General features: G+C 64.3%; 18 protein-coding genes and 1 pseudogene. 1 reads left to right on the top strand and 18 read right to left on the bottom strand.

The annotated features are described in order from the left end of the window. Positions 1-529 precede the first annotated feature (529 nt). Positions 530-1,189: a peptidoglycan recognition protein family protein gene (locus ACUXVA_RS19925; protein ID WP_445487677.1), complete on the top strand. Its 660-nt coding sequence runs from the start codon at positions 530-532 to the stop codon at positions 1,187-1,189. Between the two features lie 4 nt (positions 1,190-1,193). Here the strand turns inward: ACUXVA_RS19925 and ACUXVA_RS19920 are convergent, their stop codons facing one another. From ACUXVA_RS19920 to ACUXVA_RS19835, 18 genes and pseudogenes are all read right to left on the bottom strand, one after another. Beyond that, a complete protein-coding gene (locus ACUXVA_RS19920; RefSeq protein WP_265078767.1) occupies positions 1,194-1,469 on the bottom strand; it encodes a DUF1467 family protein in 276 nt (91 codons plus the stop codon). Further along, complete coding sequence (mce, locus tag ACUXVA_RS19915; RefSeq protein WP_265078768.1) at positions 1,469-1,873, bottom strand: methylmalonyl-CoA epimerase; 405 nt, start codon at positions 1,871-1,873, stop codon at positions 1,469-1,471. The genes ACUXVA_RS19920 and mce overlap by 1 nt, the downstream gene beginning before the upstream one ends. An 18-nt stretch (positions 1,874-1,891) precedes the next feature. After that, positions 1,892-3,562, bottom strand: a complete 1,671-nt coding sequence (locus ACUXVA_RS19910) for a ribonuclease J (protein ID WP_445487673.1) — start codon at positions 3,560-3,562, stop codon at positions 1,892-1,894. Between the two features lies 1 nt (position 3,563). Continuing rightward, positions 3,564-4,374, bottom strand: a pseudogene (locus ACUXVA_RS19905) (biotin--[acetyl-CoA-carboxylase] ligase). Next, on the bottom strand, positions 4,375-5,811 hold the full coding sequence (nuoN, locus tag ACUXVA_RS19900; protein ID WP_265078769.1) for an NADH-quinone oxidoreductase subunit NuoN: 1,437 nt from the start codon (positions 5,809-5,811) through the stop codon (positions 4,375-4,377). A gap of 25 nt (positions 5,812-5,836) precedes the next feature. After that, complete coding sequence (locus ACUXVA_RS19895; protein ID WP_413776371.1) at positions 5,837-7,342, bottom strand: NADH-quinone oxidoreductase subunit M; 1,506 nt, start codon at positions 7,340-7,342, stop codon at positions 5,837-5,839. A 17-nt stretch (positions 7,343-7,359) separates the two neighbouring features. Continuing rightward, positions 7,360-9,438 carry an NADH-quinone oxidoreductase subunit L gene (nuoL, locus tag ACUXVA_RS19890; RefSeq protein ID WP_445487671.1) on the bottom strand — a complete coding sequence of 693 codons (2,079 nt, stop codon included), beginning with the start codon at positions 9,436-9,438 and terminating at the stop codon, positions 7,360-7,362. Between the two features lie 66 nt (positions 9,439-9,504). Next, positions 9,505-9,813, bottom strand: a complete 309-nt coding sequence (gene nuoK / locus ACUXVA_RS19885) for an NADH-quinone oxidoreductase subunit NuoK (RefSeq protein ID WP_265078771.1) — start codon at positions 9,811-9,813, stop codon at positions 9,505-9,507. Continuing rightward, on the bottom strand, positions 9,810-10,448 hold the full coding sequence (locus ACUXVA_RS19880; protein ID WP_265078772.1) for an NADH-quinone oxidoreductase subunit J: 639 nt from the start codon (positions 10,446-10,448) through the stop codon (positions 9,810-9,812). Before ACUXVA_RS19880 ends, nuoK begins: the two co-directional genes overlap by 4 nt. A gap of 9 nt (positions 10,449-10,457) precedes the next feature. Next, a complete protein-coding gene (gene nuoI, locus ACUXVA_RS19875) occupies positions 10,458-10,946 on the bottom strand; it encodes an NADH-quinone oxidoreductase subunit NuoI (protein WP_092142263.1) in 489 nt (162 codons plus the stop codon). Between the two features lie 7 nt (positions 10,947-10,953). Next, complete coding sequence (gene nuoH, locus ACUXVA_RS19870) at positions 10,954-12,009, bottom strand: NADH-quinone oxidoreductase subunit NuoH (protein ID WP_445487668.1); 1,056 nt, start codon at positions 12,007-12,009, stop codon at positions 10,954-10,956. Positions 12,010-12,013: 4 nt separating this feature from the next. Then, a complete protein-coding gene (gene nuoG, locus ACUXVA_RS19865; RefSeq protein WP_445487666.1) occupies positions 12,014-14,089 on the bottom strand; it encodes an NADH-quinone oxidoreductase subunit NuoG in 2,076 nt (691 codons plus the stop codon). 13 nt (positions 14,090-14,102) lie between these two features. Then, entirely contained in the window at positions 14,103-14,309 is a 207-nt protein-coding gene (locus tag ACUXVA_RS19860) for a hypothetical protein (protein WP_265078773.1), read from the bottom strand. Between the two features lie 19 nt (positions 14,310-14,328). Then, positions 14,329-15,654: an NADH-quinone oxidoreductase subunit NuoF gene (gene nuoF / locus ACUXVA_RS19855; protein WP_265078774.1), complete on the bottom strand. Its 1,326-nt coding sequence runs from the start codon at positions 15,652-15,654 to the stop codon at positions 14,329-14,331. An 11-nt stretch (positions 15,655-15,665) separates the two neighbouring features. Continuing rightward, positions 15,666-15,851 carry a hypothetical protein gene (locus ACUXVA_RS19850; RefSeq protein WP_265083738.1) on the bottom strand — a complete coding sequence of 62 codons (186 nt, stop codon included), beginning with the start codon at positions 15,849-15,851 and terminating at the stop codon, positions 15,666-15,668. 26 nt (positions 15,852-15,877) lie between these two features. Next, positions 15,878-16,672, bottom strand: coding sequence for an NADH-quinone oxidoreductase subunit NuoE (gene nuoE / locus ACUXVA_RS19845; protein ID WP_265078775.1), 795 nt, complete (start codon positions 16,670-16,672; stop codon positions 15,878-15,880). 11 nt (positions 16,673-16,683) lie between these two features. Beyond that, complete coding sequence (locus tag ACUXVA_RS19840; protein WP_265083739.1) at positions 16,684-17,649, bottom strand: FkbM family methyltransferase; 966 nt, start codon at positions 17,647-17,649, stop codon at positions 16,684-16,686. Next, positions 17,649-18,839 carry an NADH-quinone oxidoreductase subunit D gene (locus tag ACUXVA_RS19835; RefSeq protein ID WP_445487663.1) on the bottom strand — a complete coding sequence of 397 codons (1,191 nt, stop codon included), beginning with the start codon at positions 18,837-18,839 and terminating at the stop codon, positions 17,649-17,651. Before ACUXVA_RS19835 ends, ACUXVA_RS19840 begins: the two co-directional genes overlap by 1 nt. Positions 18,840-18,841: the final 2 nt, after the last annotated feature.

Raw genomic sequence — 18,841 nt, 5'->3', positions numbered from 1 at the left:
GAAGAGACGAACATCGCTTTGAGCCGACAAACTGGGCTTAATTGGTACCGTCGCCGCTGCGGCGCCCGGTGCAACCATGAGCATCCAATCCCTCCGGGTCTGCGCACGAAATGCAACCGTTAATGGCATGCGGCAGGGCCATCCTAGCATTGCCTCAATTTTGAACAAACGCTGCCGAAATAGATGACAAACAAAAAAAGATCGGCTACGACTCGAAGCTCAGGCGGTCTGCAAGGACAAAGTCTGGTGGTCCAAGTCTCGGGAGGAGCCCTGACGCGCACAAGCAGCGTCGCCCCATAAATCAAGGATAAATCCAAAAATTCTGGGGGAATAGGGTCGACACAATTTTCCGAGCAGGGCTGTGGCCCTGCTCTTTTTTTTCGAGATTTTTTGAGAAGCTCCGCGCCCTGCTTTTCATCAGCGCGCCTGCGAGTTGACAAGCCGGCCCCCCCCGCGCCGCGATCGGATTTGACTCGAATAGAGGCTGCGTTACGCTGCGAAGACGCGATGCCGCGCTTCGGGATGGGGCATGACCTTTCGCATTGTCTTGGTGCTGGCTTGGTTCATGGCGGTCTGTCCGCCGCTTTCGGCACAGACATCGCCATCCAGTTTCGAGACCGCGGTACGGTCGCGCGGCACCCCCGATATTCCCGGATTGAATATGGTCTGGCTGACGCCGTGGGGCGATCTCGCCAACGCCCGCGAGTGGCGCAACATCGTGGTGCATCAGAGCGAAGGCGCGGCCGGCTCGGCCTTCCGCAGCGCGGTTGCGCAGATGCAGCGCCCCAATCGCCGCGGCACCACCATCTGGGTCGAGACCGACGGCACCGTGTACTGGGCGGTGGCGGAATTCGCCGTGCCGAACCACCTGCGCGACGGCAATCGCAACGACAACAAGTTCATCGACAACTCATCGACCTTCCAGCAGATCGACAACGACAGTTCGATCGGCGTCGAATTCGTCGGCAACTATCCAAACGTGCGTCGACCGGTCACCGAGGCGCAGACCGCGGCATGGCGCATGCTGGTCCGCGTGCTGCAGACCCGCTACGACATCCCTTCTGAGCGGGTGTTCGCCCACAACTGGATCGACTTCAAGGATTCGCGCTATTGCGAGGGCTGCGAGCTGGCCCGGCTGGCGCGCACCCAGGACATCCAGACCGCGACGCGCGTCAAAAGCGACCAGTGATCCCCTACAGCGGGATGCCCATCAGCTTCGACAGCCGCTCGATGTTGAAATAGTCCATGCGATAGCAATACATGCCGGCGCCGAACAACACCGCCGAGATGACCGTGGTCCACAGCAGCTTCCTGCCCATCCGGGTGATCACCGGCGCGCCGGGATCGGTGCCGTCGGTGCCCTCGCCGTCCTCGTGCTGGCTGCGCACGCCGAACGGCAGCGTCAGGAACAGCACGATCCACCAGATGACGAAGTAGATCGCAAGACCGGTTGAGATCGCATAGGCCATCAGGATTGCTCGATCTCGACCAGCGCGCCGGAGAAATCCTTCGGATGCAGGAACAGCACTGGCTTGCCGTGGGCACCGATCTTGGGCTCGCCATTGCCGAGCACGCGCGCGCCCTCGGCGACCAGCGTGTCGCGCGCCTTGAGGATATCAGGCACCTCGTAGCAGATGTGGTGGATGCCGCCGTCGGGATTGCGCTCGATGAACTTCGCGATCGGCGAGGCGTCGCCAAGCGGCTGGATGAACTCGATCTTGGTATTCGGCAAGGTGGCGAACACCGTGATGACGCCGTGCTCGGGCAGCGGCACCGCTGCGGAAATCTCGGCGCCGAAGGCGGTGCCATAGATTTTCGCGGCCTTCTCGGCGTCGGCGACCGCGATGGCCACGTGATTGAGTCGACCCAGCATCGTCCCTCCGCCGTTACTCTAGACCGTCAGGATGTGAACGTAGCACAGCGTCTTCTTGCCCCAGTGCTCGGACACGCAGGAGCGCACCGCGCGGCGGATCGATTCCGCCATGGCATCGGGGTCGCGCTTGCGCGCCTTGGGCAGGTTCTCGACGGTGTTCACCACGACGTCGAACACGATGTCGTCGATCAGCTCGCCCTTGACGTTCTTCTCGGGGATGCCGACCAGATCCAGTTCGGGATCGTTGACGAGGTCGCCCTTCTCGCTCACGGCAATAGCGATGAAGGCGCAGCCGGCGAACGACAGCCGCTTGCGCTCGGTCACCGCGCGCGACTTGGAATCCTCGAGGATGGCGCCGTCCTTGTAGAGCCGGCCCGACGGCAACTGGTCGATCACCGCGGAGTCGCCGGGTCCGAGCCGCACCAGGTCGCCGGCCTTGACGATCATGGTCTTCGGCACGCCGCAGGCACGCGCCAGCTTGGCGTGCTCATGCAGATGCAGCGCTTCGCCGTGGACCGGGATCAAGAGCTGCGGACGGACCCACGAGATCATGTCGCGCAGCTCGTCGCGGCGCGGATGGCCGGAGACGTGCACCAGATGGGTGCGGTCGGTGATGACCTCGACGCCCTGGGTGACCAGGCCGTTGATGATGGTGCCGACCGACTTCTCGTTGCCCGGAATGGTGCGCGACGAGAAGATCACCGTGTCGCCCTTGTTGAGGGTGACCTGCGGATGATCCGAGTTGGCGATGCGCGACAATGCGGCGCGCGGTTCGCCTTGGCTGCCGGTGCACAGCGCGACAACCTTGTCGGCGGGGAAATGGCCGTAGTAGTCGGCGCTGCGGAAGGCGCGGACGCCCTCGAGATAGCCGGTCTCGCGCGCCACCTGGACCACACGTTCCATGGCACGGCCGACCACGACGACCTCGCGGCCGGACGCCTCGGCGGCATCGGCCACGGCGCGCAGCCGGGCGACGTTGGAGGCGAAGGTGGTGACGGCGACGCGGCCCTTGGCGGCCTTCATCAGCTCGGTGATGGTCTTGGCGACTTCCATCTCGGAGGGCGAGCGCCCTTCCCTGACGGCATTGGTGGAATCGCCGATCAGCGCCAGCACGCCCTGGTCGCCGAGCTCGCGCAGGCGGCGTTCGTCGGTGGGCTTGCCGATGATCGGGGTCGGATCGATCTTCCAGTCGCCGGTGTGCAGCACGGTGCCGACCGAGGTGTGGATGGCGAGCGCGTGGGATTCCGGAATCGAATGCGCGACGGGGATGAATTCGACGCTGAACGGACCGAGCTGGATGGTGCCGCCCGACGGCACCACGGTGACCGGGATCTTCGGCGGGTTGCGCTCGCTGGCGCATTTGGCCGCGAACAGAGAGGCACTGAACTGGGTCGCGTAGATCGGGCATTTCAGCTTCGGCCACAGGTCGATGATGGCGCCGAAATGATCTTCATGGGCGTGGGTCAGCACCAGGCCGACGAGGTTCTTCTTTTCCTTTTCCAGGAACTTGATGTCGGGCATCACCAGGTCGATGCCTGGCAGGTGCTCCTCGTCGCCAAAGTAGACGCCGAGATCGACCGCCAGCCGGCTGCGCTGGTTGCCCTTGCCGAGCCCGTAGATCGACAGGTTCATGCCGATCTCGCCAACACCGCCAAGCGATGCAAAAGTCAATTCGTCGGGTCGCGTCATCTCACGCCGCTCCAACCGACGCTGTCGGTCCAAAAAAGACATCGCCCGCCGCGATCGGCAGGCGCTTGCCTTCGGCCGTCCTGACAATCAGGCAGCCTGCTTCATCAATCGTGTCGAACGTGCCGGTGACCGTGGAGCCGCCGGACTGGATCGACACGGGCTCACCGAGCCCCGCCGCACGCTCCAGCCACTTCCTGCGAGATCTCGCCGAAGCCGCGGCCGTTGTCCCAGATCCCGCGGAATTCAGCCCAGGAATCCGACAGCGCGCCGAACAGCTCCTCCGCCCCGATATGGACACCCAGAGCTGCAAGCGAAGTCGCGGGATACGGCGTTCCCTCGGGATAAGCAACAACATTGGTGCCGATGCCCACCACAACGGCGAGCCGGCCATCCGCAACGGCTTCCGCCTCTAGCAGGATACCGACAATCTTGGCTCCTCCCGCCAGGACGTCGTTCGGCCATTTCAGCTTGAATGCGAGGCCTTCGGCGCCGCCGCGCAGCCGCGTCTCGAGGCTGACATGGTCGAGCGCAGCGCCTATCGCGAGACTGGCCGCGAAGCCCAGGGTGGCGGCGACCGGCGGGACCACGTCGAGCAGTTCGAGGACCGAATTGTACAGGTTCCCCGGCGGCGCGCTCCAGGCGCGCTGGCGGCGCCCCCGCCCCGACGTCTGCGTGCGGGCGACAAACCAGGTCGGAGTGCGTTCGCCCTGGCGCGCGCGCTCCATCGCTTCCGTATTGGTGGAGCCGACCTCATCGAAGACGGCAACCTTGTAGCCCGCCGCGGCGGCCCGCGGCCCTAGCACGAACGCCATCTAGAACAGCGACTTCGCTGCGAAGCTGGCGGCGCTGACCAGTGGGGCGGGATAGACGAAGAAGAGCACATTAAAGATGCCGGCGACCGCCAGCACGGTGCGCAGTTCGAACCGCATGGGGTCGAGCTTGGTGCCCGGCTCGTCGAAATACATGATCTTGACGATCATCAGGTAGTAATAGCACCCGACCACGCTGGCCAGCACGCCGACCACGGCCAGCGTGAACAGGCCGGCCTCGATGGCGGCGACGAAGACATAGAACTTGCCGAAGAACCCGGCCAGCGGCGGCACGCCGGCCAGCGAAAACAGGAACATGGCGAACAGGAACGCGAGCGCCGGATTGGTGCGCGACAGGCCGGCGAAGTCCTTGATGGTCTCGATCGGCTTGCCGTCGCGCTTGATGGCCAGGATGATGGCGAAGGTGCCGAGCGTCATCGCCACGTAGATGGCGATATAGACCAGCACGCCCTGCGCACCCTCGACCGTTCCGGCGGCAAGGCCGACAAGCGCAAAGCCCATGTGGCCGATCGACGAATAGGCCATCAGGCGCTTGATGTTGGTCTGGCCGATGGCGGCGAACGAGCCGAGCACCATGGAGGCGATCGAGACGAACACCACGATCTGCTGCCACTGGGTCATGATGCCCGGGAATGCGGTCAGCGCCACGCGGGTGAATACCGCCAGCGCGGCCACCTTCGGCGCCGAGGCGAAGAACGCGGTGACCGGGGTCGGCGCGCCCTCATAGACGTCCGGCGTCCACATGTGGAACGGCACCGCCGAGACCTTGAAGCACAGGCCGGCGAGCAGGAACACGAGGCCGAACACCAGGCCGGTGCTGCCGGTGGTCGCCGCAGCGGCGATGCCGGTGAAGGTCACGGTGCCCGTGAAACCGTAGATTAGCGAGGCGCCGTAGAGCAGCATGCCCGACGACAGCGCGCCGAGCACGAAATACTTCAGGCCGGCTTCGGTGGACTTGGCATTGTCACGGTTCGAGGCGGCGACGACATAGAGCGCGAGGCTCATCAGTTCGAGGCCGAGATACAGCATGATCAGGTCGCCGGCCGAGATCAGCACCATCATGCCGACGGTCGAGAGCAGCACCAGGATCGAATATTCGAAGATCCGGCGCGACGGGTCCGCGAGGAATTCGCGCGACAGGATCAGCGTCACCGCCGATCCGACCAGCGACAGGATCTTCAGGAAGCGCGCGAAATCGTCGACGATGAAGCTGCCGCCGAAGGTCACCAGCTTGCCGGCCGGCAGCAACAGCTCCAGCGCGCCGACGATGGCCAGCAGGCACACGGCCAGTCCGGTGATGAGGCCGGTCATGGCCGGGCCGCGGTAGGCGCCGATCATCAGCAGCACCATGCTGCCGACCGCCAGCACAAGCTCGGGCAATACGGGCAGCAACGAATATCCGGCGGTCTCAAAAGTCATTGCGCGTTGTCCTGACCTGCTGCGTTCATGGCAGCAGCGCGGCTGCCTTCACGGCAGTGGTTGCAGCGGCGTAGTTGTTGACGAGGAGTTGCACCGAGGCCGCCGACATGTCGAGAACCGGCTTCGGATAGACCCCGAACAGAATGGTGAGAATGACCAGCGGGACCATGATCAGGCCTTCGCGGAAGGTGATGTCCTTGATCCCCTGCAGCGCCGGCTTGGTCAGCGCGCCGAACACCACCTTGCGGTACAGCCACAGAGCGTAGGCCGCCGACAGGATGACGCCGAGCGTGGCCACGGTGGCGGTGGGGACGCTGGTCTTGAAGGTGCCGATCAGGGTCAGGAACTCACCGACAAAGCCGGAAGTGCCGGGCAGACCGACATTGGCCATGGTGAACACCATGAAGATCAGCGAGTAGAGCGGCATCCGGTTGACCAGGCCGCCATAGGCGGCGATCTCGCGGGTGTGCAGCCGATCGTAGACGATGCCGACCGAGAGGAACAGCGCGCCAGACACGATGCCGTGCGAGACCATCTGGAACACCGCACCGGCGACGCCCTGGGTGGTGCCGGCGAAGATGCCCATGGTCACGAAGCCCATATGGGCGACCGACGAATAGGCAATCAGCTTCTTGATGTCTTCCTGCATCAGCGCCACCAGCGAGGTGTAGACGATGGCGACGGCCGACAGCGTGAAGATCAGCGGCGTGAAGTAGACGGAGGCTTCCGGGAACATCGGCAGCGAGAAGCGCAGGAAGCCGTAGCCGCCCATCTTCAGCATGATCGCCGCCAGCACCACCGAGCCCGCGGTGGGCGCCTCGACGTGGGCGTCCGGCAGCCAGGTGTGCACCGGCCACATCGGCATCTTGACCGCGAACGAGGCGAAGAACGCCAGCCAGGCCCAGGTCTGCAGGCTACGCGGCACCGCCGTGTGCATCAGCGTCGGGATGTCGGTGGTCCCCGCATTCCAGTACAGCGCCATGATCGCCAGCAGCATCAGGACGGAGCCCAGGAACGTGTAGAGGAAGAACTTGAACGATGCGTAGACCCGGCGCGGGCCGCCCCACACGCCGATGATCAGGAACATCGGGATCAGGCCGCCTTCGAAGAACAGATAGAACAGCACCAGATCCAGCGACGAGAAGGTGCCGATCATCAGCGTTTCCAGGATCAGGAACGCCATCATGTATTCGCGCACGCGCTTGGTGATCGATTTCCACGACGCCAGGATGCAGAACGGCATCAGCGCAGTGGTCAGGATCACGAACGGCAGCGAGATGCCGTCCACGCCCATGTGGTAGGTGATCGTGTTGGCGAGCCACGGCGCCTTCTCGACGAACTGGAAGTCGCCGTTAGCGGCATCGAAGCGCAGCACCAGGATCAGCGACACCGCGAAGGTGATCAGCGTGGTCCACAGCGAGATCCAGCGCGCATTGCCCTGCGCCGCCTCGTCGTCGCCGCGGCTGAGATAGATCAGGATCGCGCCGACGGTCGGCAGGAAGGTGACGACGGACAGGATGGGCCAGGTCATGACGGAAGCCGACGACATCAATGGCCTCCCAAGCCGAATATGAACCAGGTGATCAGCCCGGCGACGCCGATCAGCATCGCGAAGGCGTAGTGATAGAGGTAGCCGGTCTGCAGCTTGACGACACCGCGGGTGATGTCGATGACGCGCGATGAGACGCCGTCGGGACCGAGCCCGTCGATGATCATGCCGTCACCCTTCTTCCACAGGAAGCGGCCGAGCCACTTGGCAGGACGGACGAAGATGACGTCATAGAGTTCGTCGAAGTACCACTTGTTGAGCAGGAACTGGTAGAGCATCCCGTGCTGCTTGGCGAGTTCGACCGGCAGATAGGGCCTGCGGATGTAGAACATCCAGGACACCAGGAAGCCGCCCGCCATCATCACCGTCGGCAGATAGGCGATCCCCGCCGGGATGTGGTGCATCTCTTCGATGATATGCGGATGCATCTTCAGCGACTCCCTGAAGAACTCCTCGATGCCGTGGCCGGCGAACAGTTCCTTGAACGGGAAACCCGCGAGGATCGAACCGGCCGCCAGCACGCCGAGCGGCACCAGCATCACATAGGGCGCCTCGTGGGCGAGATCGTAGTGCTTCTTGTCGTGCGGCTCGCCGTGGAAGGTCTTGAAGATCAGCCGCCATGAATAGAACGACGTCAGGCCGGCGGCGACCATCGTCATCAGGAAGCCGTAGAAGGCGAACGGATTGTGCGAGACGAAGGCGGCCTCGATGATGGCGTCCTTGGAGAAATAGCCGGCGGTCAGCGGGAAGCCGGTCAGCGCCAGCGTGCCCACCACCATCATGGCATAGGTGAAGGGGATCTTGTCCTTCAGCCCGCCCATGTTGCGGATGTCCTGCTCGTGATGCATCGCGTAGATCACCGAGCCCGAGCCCAGGAACAGCAGCGCCTTGAAGAAGGCGTGCGTGAACAGATGGAACATGGCGACCGAATAGGCCCCTGCCCCCAGCGCCACGAACATGTAGCCGAGCTGCGAACAGGTCGAATAGGCGACGATGCGCTTGATGTCGTTCTGCACCAGGCCGACGGTGGCGGCGAAGAACGCGGTGGTGGCGCCGACCAGCATGACGACGGCCTGGGCATTGGGCGCCAGTTCGAACAGCGGCGACAGGCGTGCCACCATGAACACGCCGGCGGTGACCATGGTCGCGGCGTGGATCAGCGCCGACACCGGGGTCGGGCCTTCCATGGCGTCCGGCAGCCAGGTGTGCAGCAGGAACTGGGCCGACTTGCCCATGGCGCCCATGAACAGCAGCAGGCAGGTCAGGGTCAGGGCGTCGGCATGCCAGCCGAAGAAGTCGATGGTCTTGCCGGTCAGCCCGGGGGCCGCGGCGAAGATGGTGTCAAAATCGGTCGAGCCGACCAGCATGAAGATGGCGAAGATGCCGAGCGAGAAGCCGAAGTCGCCGACCCGGTTGACCACGAAGGCCTTGATGGCGGCGGCGTTGGCCGTGGGTTTCTGGTACCAGAAGCCGATCAGCAGGTAGCTGGCGAGACCGACGCCTTCCCAGCCGAAGAACAGCCGCACCAGGTTGTCGGCGGTCACCAGCATCAGCATGGCGAATGTGAACAGCGACAGATAGGCCATAAAGCGCGGCCGGTTCGGATCGTCTTCCATGTAGCCGATGGAATACAGGTGCACGAGCGACGACACCGTGGTGACGACGACGAGCATCACGGCCGTCAGCGTATCGACGCGCAGCGTCCAGGCAATCTGCAGGTCGCCGGAATTGATCCACGGCATCAGCACGATGCGGGCATCGTGATGCAGGAAGCCGACATCGACAAAGGTCATCCAGGACAGGCCGGCCGAGATCAGCAGCAGCGCGGTGGTGACCAGCTCGGCAGCGCGTGAGCCCGCAGCCGCCGGCTCGATGGCGTGATGGTCGTCGTGGCCATGGGCATCGGCCCCGTGATCGTCCTGGGCGTGTGCCGCATGGGCGTCGCCATGACCATGACCGTGGTCGTCGTGGTGGTCCATTTCGTCGCCGCTCGGGTTGCGCGCATGCGCGCCCGAAATGGCGATCAGGCCCGCAATAAGCGCACCGATCAGCGGCAGGAAAACGAGAGCCTGGATCATAGTAGTGCCTTGTTAAGTGGCATGATCTGATCGGAAAACCGGGATCCACTTTTCCGGATCATGCCCTCAGCCCTTCATCAGATTGACGTCTTCAACCGCGATCGAGCCGCGGTTGCGGAAATACACCACGAGGATGGCAAGCCCGATGGCCGCCTCCGCCGCTGCCACCGTCAGCACCAGCAACGCGAACACCTGGCCGACGATGTCGCCGAGATGGGTCGAGAACGCCACGAAGTTGATGTTGACCGCGAGCAGGATCAGCTCGATCGACATCAGGATGACGATGATGTTCTTGCGGTTGAGGAAGATGCCGAGGATGCCGAGCGTGAACAGGATCGCGCCGACCGACAGGTAATGTCCGAGACCGATGGTCATTGCACCCACTCCGCCGCGTCCGCGTCCTTGAGCCCCTGCCCCGAGGCGACCTTGCGCACATCCATGGCCAGCGCCGGCGTGCGGGCGTTCTGCACGTTGATGTCCTGGCGCTTGACCTTCACCTTGTGGCGCAAGGTCAGCACGATGGCGCCGATCATCGCCACCAGCAGCACCATGCCGGACAGCTGGAAGTAATGGATGTACTTCGTATAGAGCACCAGGCCGAGCGCCTCGGTGTTGCTGACATTGCCGGGGATCGCCGCGGTGATCGACTTGCCGACCGTCGGGTTGATGACCCAGCCGCCGGCCACCAGCAGCAGCTCGGCGAGGAAGATGAAGCCGATCAGCAGGCCGACCGGCAGGTATTCGAGGAAGCCCTGGCGCAGTTCGACGAAATCGACGTCGAGCATCATGATCACGAACAGGAACAGGACGGCGACCGCGCCGACATAGACCACGACCAGGATCATGGCGAGGAATTCGGCGCCCATGAGCACGAACAGGCCGGATGCGTTGACGAAGGCCAGGATCAGGAACAGCACCGAGTGCACGGGATTGCGCGACGCGATCACCATCACCGCCGAGGCGACGCAGATGCCGGCGAACAGATAGAAGAACAATGCGGGAAGGATCATGACCTCACCTCACCGGTACGGCGCGTCGAGTTCGATGGATTTTGCAATCTCTCGCTCCCAACGGTCGCCATTGGCGAGAAGTTTCGCCTTGTCATAATACAGTTCCTCACGCGTCTCGGTGGCGAATTCGAAATTCGGCCCCTCGACGATCGCATCCACCGGGCATGCCTCCTGGCACAGCCCGCAATAGATGCATTTCACCATGTCGATGTCGTAGCGCACCGTGCGCCGCGTGCCGTCGTTGCGGCGCGGGCCGGCCTCGATGGTGATGGCCTGCGCCGGACACACCGCCTCGCACAGCTTGCAGGCGATGCAGCGTTCCTCGCCGTTCGGATAGCGGCGCAGCGCATGCTCGCCGCGGAAGCGCGGCGAGATCGGCCCCTTCTCGAAGGGGTAGTTCAGCGTCGGCTTCGGCTTGAAGAAATAGCGCATGGCGAGGACGAACGCCGAAGCGAACTCCGCCAGCAGCAGCGAGTGAGCAGTTGCCCTGATATTCATAGCGACCTCATTTCGGAGCGAGCCCCCCGAATTGCAGCACGGCGGCGACGATCACGACCATCGCCAGCGACAGCGGCAGAAACACCTTCCAGCCCAGACGCATCGGCTGGTCGTAGCGGTAGCGCGGCACGATCGCCTTCGCCATCGCAAACATGAAGAACATGAAAAATACCTTGAGCGTGAACCAGATGATTCCGGGCACCCAGGTGAACGGCGCGACGTCGATCGGCGGCAGCCAGCCGCCCATGAACAGGATCGCCCCCATCGCGCACATGGTGGTGATGGCGACGTATTCGCCGAGCATGAACAGCAGGTACGGCGTGGAGCCGTATTCGGTCATGAAGCCGGCCACCAGTTCCGATTCGGCTTCCACCAGATCGAACGGAGGACGGTTGGTCTCGGCCAGCGCCGAGACGTAGAAAATCACGAACATCGGGAACAGCGGCAGCCAGTACCAGTTCAGGATGGTCAGCCAGGGCAGACCGATCAGGCTGGCGAGCCCCTTGGTGTGCTGCGCCTCGACCACCGCCGACAGGTTCAGCGAACCGGCGCACAGCAGCACGGTGATGATGACAAAGCCGATCGAGACCTCGTAGGACACCATCTGCGCCGCCGAACGCAGCGCGGCCAGGAACGGGTATTTCGAGTTCGACGACCAGCCGGCCATGATGATGCCGTACACCGACAGCGATGAGATCGCGAAGATGTAGAGCACGCCGACATTAATGTCGGAGACCACCCAGCCGAGGTTGACGGGGATCACCGCCCAGGCGGCCAAAGCCAGCACGCAGGAGACCAGCGGCGCCAGCAGGAACACGCCCTTGTTGGCGCTGGAGGGAATCACCGGCTCCTTCAGCACGAACTTGAGGAGATCGGCGAAGGATTGCAGCAGGCCGAACGGGCCGACCACGTTGGGTCCGCGACGGATCTGCACCGCCGCCCAGATCTTGCGGTCGGCGAGCAGGATGTAGGCGATCGCGATCAGCAGCACCACGAGCACCAGCAGGCTCTGTGCGATCATGATGATCAGCGGCCACAGGGTGCTTGTCCAGAATTCAGCCATCGTCCTACTCCGCCGCCGTCAGCAACTGGCCAGACGCCAGGCGGGAGCACTCCGCCATCACGGCCGACGCACGCGCGATCGGGTTGGTCAGGTAAAAATCCGCAACCGGCGACTTGAAGGCCGCCTTGTCGACGCTGCCGCCCTTGCTGGCAAGAGCCTTGATCGCAGCGCCGTCGCCGGCCTCGATCTGGTCGAGCCGCATCAGATGCGGCACCGCCTTGAAGATCGCCTGGCGCAGCGCCGTCAGCGAATCCCAGGGCAGTTTGTGGCCGAGCACGTCGGACAGCGCGCGCAGCACCGCCCAGTCCTCGCGGGCATCGCCCGGCGGGAACGCGGCACGGTTGGCAATCTGGGCGCGGCCCTCGGTATTGACGTAGATGCCGGACTTCTCGGTATAGGCGGCGCCCGGCAGGATCACGTCGGCGCGATGCGCGCCGCGGTCGCCATGGGTGCCGATATAGACCACGAAGGTGCCGTCGGCGACGTTGACGTCGTCGGCGCCGAGCGAGAACAGCACATCGAGCCCGCCCGCTTTGGTCATGTCAGCCAGGGGCAGGCTGCCGTCGCCCGGCGCAAAGCCGATATCGAGCGCGCCGACCTTCGATGCCGTCGCCTGCAGCACGGCAAACCCGTTCCAGCCGTCGGTGATCGCGCCGACATCCACCGCGAGCTTGGCGGCGAGCGCCAGCACGGCGGCGCCGTCGGAACGCGACACCGCGCCCGCGCCAACCAGCACGATCGGGGTCTTGGCGCCCTTCAGCACATCGGCAAACGCGTTCTTGCCGGCGGCGAGTTCGCCCAGCGAATCGGTGCCGGCGCCGAGATAGTCGTAGCCATAGGTGAGATCGGCCTTGTCGCCGATCACGCCGACCTTCATCTGGCCGCTGCGCCAGCGCTTGCGGATGCGCGCGTTGAGAACGGCGGCTTCCTTGCGCGGATTGGATCCGACGATCAAGAGCGCGTCGGCCTGTTCGATGCCGGCGATGGTCGGGTTGAAGATGTAGGAGGCGCGGCCGGCCTTGGGATCGAAGGCGGCGCCGTCCTGGGTGGCGACATTCGCCGAGCCCATCTTGGTCAGCAATTCCTTCAGCGCGAACATCTCTTCCACCGCGGCGAGATCGCCGGCGATGGCGCCGATCTTCTTCGGCGCAGCGCCCTTCACCTTGGCGGCGATGGCGGCGAAGGCTTCAGGCCAGGTGGCAGCGCGCAGCTTGCCGTTCTCGCGCACGAACGGGCGGTCGAGGCGCTGCGAGCGCAGGCCGTCGACGATGTGGCGGGTCTTGTCGGAAATCCATTCCTCGTTGATCGCCTCGTTGACGCGCGGCAGGATGCGCATCACCTCGCGGCCGCGGGTATCGACGCGGATCGCCGAGCCGACCGCATCCATCACGTCGATGGACTGGGTCTTGCCGAGCTCCCACGGGCGTGCGGCAAAGGCATAGGGCTTGGAGGTCAGCGCGCCCACTGGGCAGATGTCGACCAGGTTGCCCTGCAATTCGCTTGTCAGCGCGGTCTCCAGATAGGTGGAGATCTCCATGTCCTCGCCGCGACCGAGCGCTCCCATCTCCGGCACGCCGCAGACTTCGGCGGCGAAGCGGACGCAGCGCGTGCACTGGATGCAGCGGTTCATCGAGGTCTTGACCAGCACGCCGAGATACTTGTCCTCGACGGCGCGCTTGTTCTCGGCAAAGCGGCTGGTATCGACGCCGTAGCCCATGGCTTGGTCCTGCAGGTCGCACTCGCCGCCCTGGTCGCAGATCGGGCAGTCCAGCGGATGGTTGATCAGCAGGAATTCCATCACGCCCTCGCGGGCCTTCTTGACCATCGGCGACTTGGTCGAAATCTCCGGCGGCTCGCCCTTGGGACCGGGCCGGCAGTCGCGCACGCCCCAGGCACAGGAGGCCACCGGCTTCGGGCCGCCCTTCACCTCGACCAGACACATCCGGCAGTTGCCGGCGATCGACAGCCGCTCGTGATAGCAGAAGCGCGGGATCTCGGCGCCCGCCGCCTCGCACGCCTGCAACAGCGTGAACTCGGCGGGGACATCGATCTCTTTGCCGTCGATGATGAGTTTGGTCATGCCTGTCTCTAACTCAGTGGGCGTCAGCTATTTCAAGACGCCGCTCGATGCGATCGATACGTATTTCCATTCGGTCCAGCCGGCGATTAACGCCCGCAAGCCCCTCTTCCAATCCCGTTACGCGAATTTTCAAATCGCGCATGTCGTCCAGTACTCGATCCATCTTCTCATCGAGCCGCCGCAGATACACAAGAACGAGATTGTCTGGTTCTTCTGCCATCTCCGCCTCCTGCTTACCCCTACTCCGCCGCGACCATATGCGCGGGATCGAGAATGCCCTGGTCGTCGAGGCTCGCCTTGCGGCTGAAATCGTCGATACGGCGTTCGATCTCCGGGCGGAAGGCGCGGATCAGGCCCTGCACCGGCCACGCGGCGGCATCGCCGAGCGCGCAGATGGTGTGGCCTTCGACCTGTTTGGTCACTTCCAGCAGCATGTCGATCTCGCGCTTGTGGGCGCGGCCCTCGACCATGCGGTTGAGCACCCGCCACATCCAGCCGGTGCCCTCGCGGCACGGCGTGCACTGGCCGCAGCTCTCATGCTTGAAGAAGTAGCTGATGCGGGCGATCGCCGCGACCACGTCGGTGGACTTGTCCATGACGATGACGCCGGCGGTGCCGAACGAGGATTTGACGGCGCGGGTGCCGTCGAAGTCCATGATCAGCTCTTCGCAGTCGGCCGCAGGGATCAGCGGGCACGAGGCGCCGCCGGGAATGATCGCCAGGAGATTGTCCCAGCCGCCGCGGATGCCGCCGCCGTGCTTGTCGATCAGCTCGCGGAACGGGATGCTCATGGCATCCTCAACGACGCAGGGCGTGTTGACGTGGCCGGAGATGCCGTAAAGTTTTGTCCCCACGTTGTTGGCGCGGCCGATGCCGGCGAACCACGATGCGCCGCGGCGCAGGATGTCCGGCGCCACCGCGATCGACTCGACGTTGTTGACAGTGGTCGGGCAGCCATAGAGACCGACGTTGGCCGGGAATGGCGGCTTCAGCCGCGGCTGGCCCTTCTTGCCCTCGAGGCTCTCCAGCAGCGCGGTTTCCTCGCCGCAGATATAGGCGCCGGCGCCGTGGGCGACATAGAGATCGAACGGGAAGCCGTGGATGTTGTCCTTGCCGATCAGCTTGGCCTCATAGGCCTGGTCGATCGCCGCCTGCAGATGCTCGCGCTCGCGGATGAACTCGCCGCGCACATAGATATAGCCGACATGGGCGCCCATGGCGCAGCCGGCGATCAGGCAGCCCTCGACCAGCAGATGCGGGTCGTGGCGCATGATCTCGCGATCCTTGCAGGTGCCGGGCTCGGACTCGTCCGCGTTGACCACCAGATAGCTCGGCCGGCCGTCGGCATTGTCCTTCGGCATGAACGACCATTTCATGCCGGTCGGGAAGCCGGCGCCGCCGCGGCCGCGCAGGCCCGACGCCTTCATCTCGGTGACGATCCAGTCGCGGCCCCGGTCGAGAATGGCCTTGGTGCCATCCCATCCGCCGCGCGAGCGCGCGCCCTTGAGGCCCCAGTCCTCGAGGCCGTAGAGGTTGCGGAAGATGCGATCCTTGTCGTCGAGCATGGCGTCCTCGATCAGCGATTGGCTTGCTTGTAGGCGAGCATGGCGGCAAAGCCGCCAAACACCACGGCCCACAGCAGGCTTGATTCAAGCGTCGCGCTCATGAAATAGCGCTGCAGCAGAAAGATGAAGGCCACAGCCGCAGCCGTATGCAGCAGCACGTAGAGCCACTTGTTCATGGGCATTGCACCTGTCGGCATTGCGATGGCCACCGGGCGAGACGACGTCATTTCGCTGGTGCCTTCTTGGGTCCCGAACCGGTCGGCGGGTTGGTCTTGGTGGCGTCGGCCGCCGGCGGCTTCGGCGCCGGGCTCTCGCGTTCGCTGGCGCCCTTGGTCGGCTTCTTGGCGTCGGCATCGCTCAGCGCCGGACCGTCATTCGGCGGCGTATCGAGCGGCGGACGCGTGAACGCGCCGCCGTCCTTCAGCGTGCGCGCGCCGCCCTCGGGCGCCGCGAACTGGCGGCCGATCTGCGAGCCCGGCTTCGGCGGCGTGCCGGCGGCGAAACCGTCGAGCAGCTTGTTGAGACTGTCCCTGGTGAGATCCTCGTAGGTGTCACTCCAGATCATCGCCATCGGGGCGTTGACGCAGGCGCCGAGGCACTCGACCTCCTCCCAGCTAAAATCGCCGTCAGCCGAGAGATGGAATGGATCGTGGTGGATGCGGTGCTGGCAGACGTCGATCAGCTCGCCGGCGCCGCGCAGCATGCAGGGCGTGGTGCCGCAGACCTGGACGTGGGCCTTCTTTCCCACCGGCTGCAGCTGGAACTGGGTGTAGAACGTCGCCACTTCGAGCACGCGGATATAGGGCATCGCCAGCATGTCGGCGACCACGCGGATCGCCGCTTCCGACACCCAGCCGGCGTTCTGCTCCTGCGCCCGCCACAGGATCGCAATCACCGCCGATGCCTGACGGCCCGGCGGATATTGCTCGATCTGCTTCTGCGCGAACGCGAGGTTTTCCGCGGTGAAGGCGAAACTCGCGGGTTGCAGTTCTTTCGGTGCCAGGCGGCGGACGGACATTGTCTAGACTCTCATTGAGCGCGGCGCGCAGCGCTCGCATTCAGGCGGTGGAAACGGTCCTGCCAGAACGGGCTCGAAGTGCCGAACACGTTGTAGCCGACATGGCTGGACACCTTGATGCGATCGAGGATCGACAGCTCGGTGATGGTCTCGTAGCGATTGCTGCGCGGATCGTACACGATCAGCTGCAACGGCGATTGATCCAGGATAAAGCGCGATACCGTGTGCTGGGGATCGTTGCCATGCTCTTCGCATATGATCACCGAGTCGCATTGCAGCAATCGCGTGGCACCCTTGATCGCGTCGATCTCGACGCCTTCGACGTCGAGCTTGATCACGAACTTGTCGGTCGCCGATACCTTGCCGTCGTCGAGCAGGTTGTCGAGTGCCAGCACGGGCACGTCCTCGCCGCCGGCAGCGTCGCCGACGATGCTCAGCGCCTCATGCTTGGTGCCCGACAGCCGTGCGGTGCCGCGGCGGTCGCCGACCGCGCACTTCAGCGGCTCGAACCGGCCGTCATTAAGCACGGCGTTGCCGGCAAGAATCGCGAAATTCTGCGACGACGGCTCGATGGCGAGCGCCCGGTGCGCGCCAAACGGCTTGCTCGACACCAGCACCGACCAGTAGCCGTAGTTGGCGCCGCAATCGAGCAATGTGTAATCGACGTCCACGGAGTCGCGGAACAGCAGCTCCAGCTCGTCTTCATAAGAGAACGTGCGGTTGAGCAGCTTGCTCCAGTAGCCGTCGCCATAGGGAAAGGCGAACTGGGCGTCGGGATTGAGCTTCACAACGATGTCGCGCGCCGGCAGCGTCCTGCGCAGCAGGTTGGCGCACATGTTGTAGCCGCGATGGTAGAACAGCGATGACACCTTGGAGCCCGCCACCAGCGCCAGCGCAGCCGTGCGTTCCCATGGGCTTGCACCCACGAGAGCGCCTGACGCCCGGTCAAACTGGATGGGAGGCTGCGCGGAGGAGATCACCGATCGACCTCTCCAAACACGATGTCGAGGGAGCCGAGGATGGCGGAGACGTCGGCCAGCAGATGGCCCTTGCAGATGAAGTCCATCGCCTGCAGATGCGCGAAACCCGGCGCGCGGATCTTGCACTTGTAGGGCTTGTTGGTGCCGTCGGAGACCAGATAGACGCCGAACTCGCCCTTCGGCGCTTCGACGGCGGCATAGACCTCGCCTTCCGGCACCCGGAAACCTTCGGTGTAGAGCTTGAAGTGGTGGATCAGCGCTTCCATCGAGCGCTTCATCTCGCCACGGCGCGGCGGCGACACCTTGTGATCGTCGACGACCACCGGGCCCTGCCCGTCCGGCGCGCGCAGCTTGGCGATGCACTGCTTCATGATGCGCACCGACTGGCGCATCTCTTCCATGCGGATGCAGTAACGATCGTAGCAGTCGCCGTTCTTGCCGATCGGAATGTCGAATTCCATCTCGTCGTAGCATTCGTAGGGCTGGGCCTTGCGAAGATCCCAGGCTGCGCCCGAGCCGCGCACCATCACGCCGGAGAAGCCCCATTCCCAGGCCTGCGCGAGCGAGACCACGCCGATGTCGACGTTGCGCTGCTTGAAGATGCGGTTGCCGGTGAGCAGCGTCTCGAGATCCTGCACCACTTCGAGGAACGGATCGCACCACGCCTCGATATCGTCGACCAGCTTGGGCGGCAGATCCTGATGCACGCCGCCGATGCGGAAATACGCCGCATGCATGCGCGAGCCGGAGGCGCGCTCGTAAAACACCATCAGCTTCTCGCGCTGCTCGAAGCCCCACAGCGGCGGGGTCAGCGCGCCGACGTCCATGGCCTGGGTGGTGACGTTCAGCAGATGCGACAGGATGCGGCCGATCTCGCAATACAGCACGCGGATCAACTGGCCGCGGCGCGGCACGGTGATCCCCAGCAGCTTTTCCGCAGCGAGGCAGAAGGCGTGCTCCTGGTTCATCGGCGCGACGTAATCGAGGCGGTCGAAATAGGGAATCGCCTGCAGATAGGTCTTCTGCTCGATCAGCTTTTCGGTGCCGCGATGCAGCAGGCCGATATGCGGATCGACGCGCTCGACCACTTCGCCGTCGAGCTCCAGCACCAGGCGCAGCACGCCGTGCGCCGCCGGATGCTGCGGGCCGAAGTTGATGGTGAAATTACGGAGGGCGGGTTCACCCATGG

The sequence above is a fragment of the Rhodopseudomonas sp. RCAM05734 genome (genome assembly GCF_052658035.1).
Note: the sequence above shows the minus strand (reverse complement) of the source record. Positions and strands in the feature narration are given on the sequence as shown.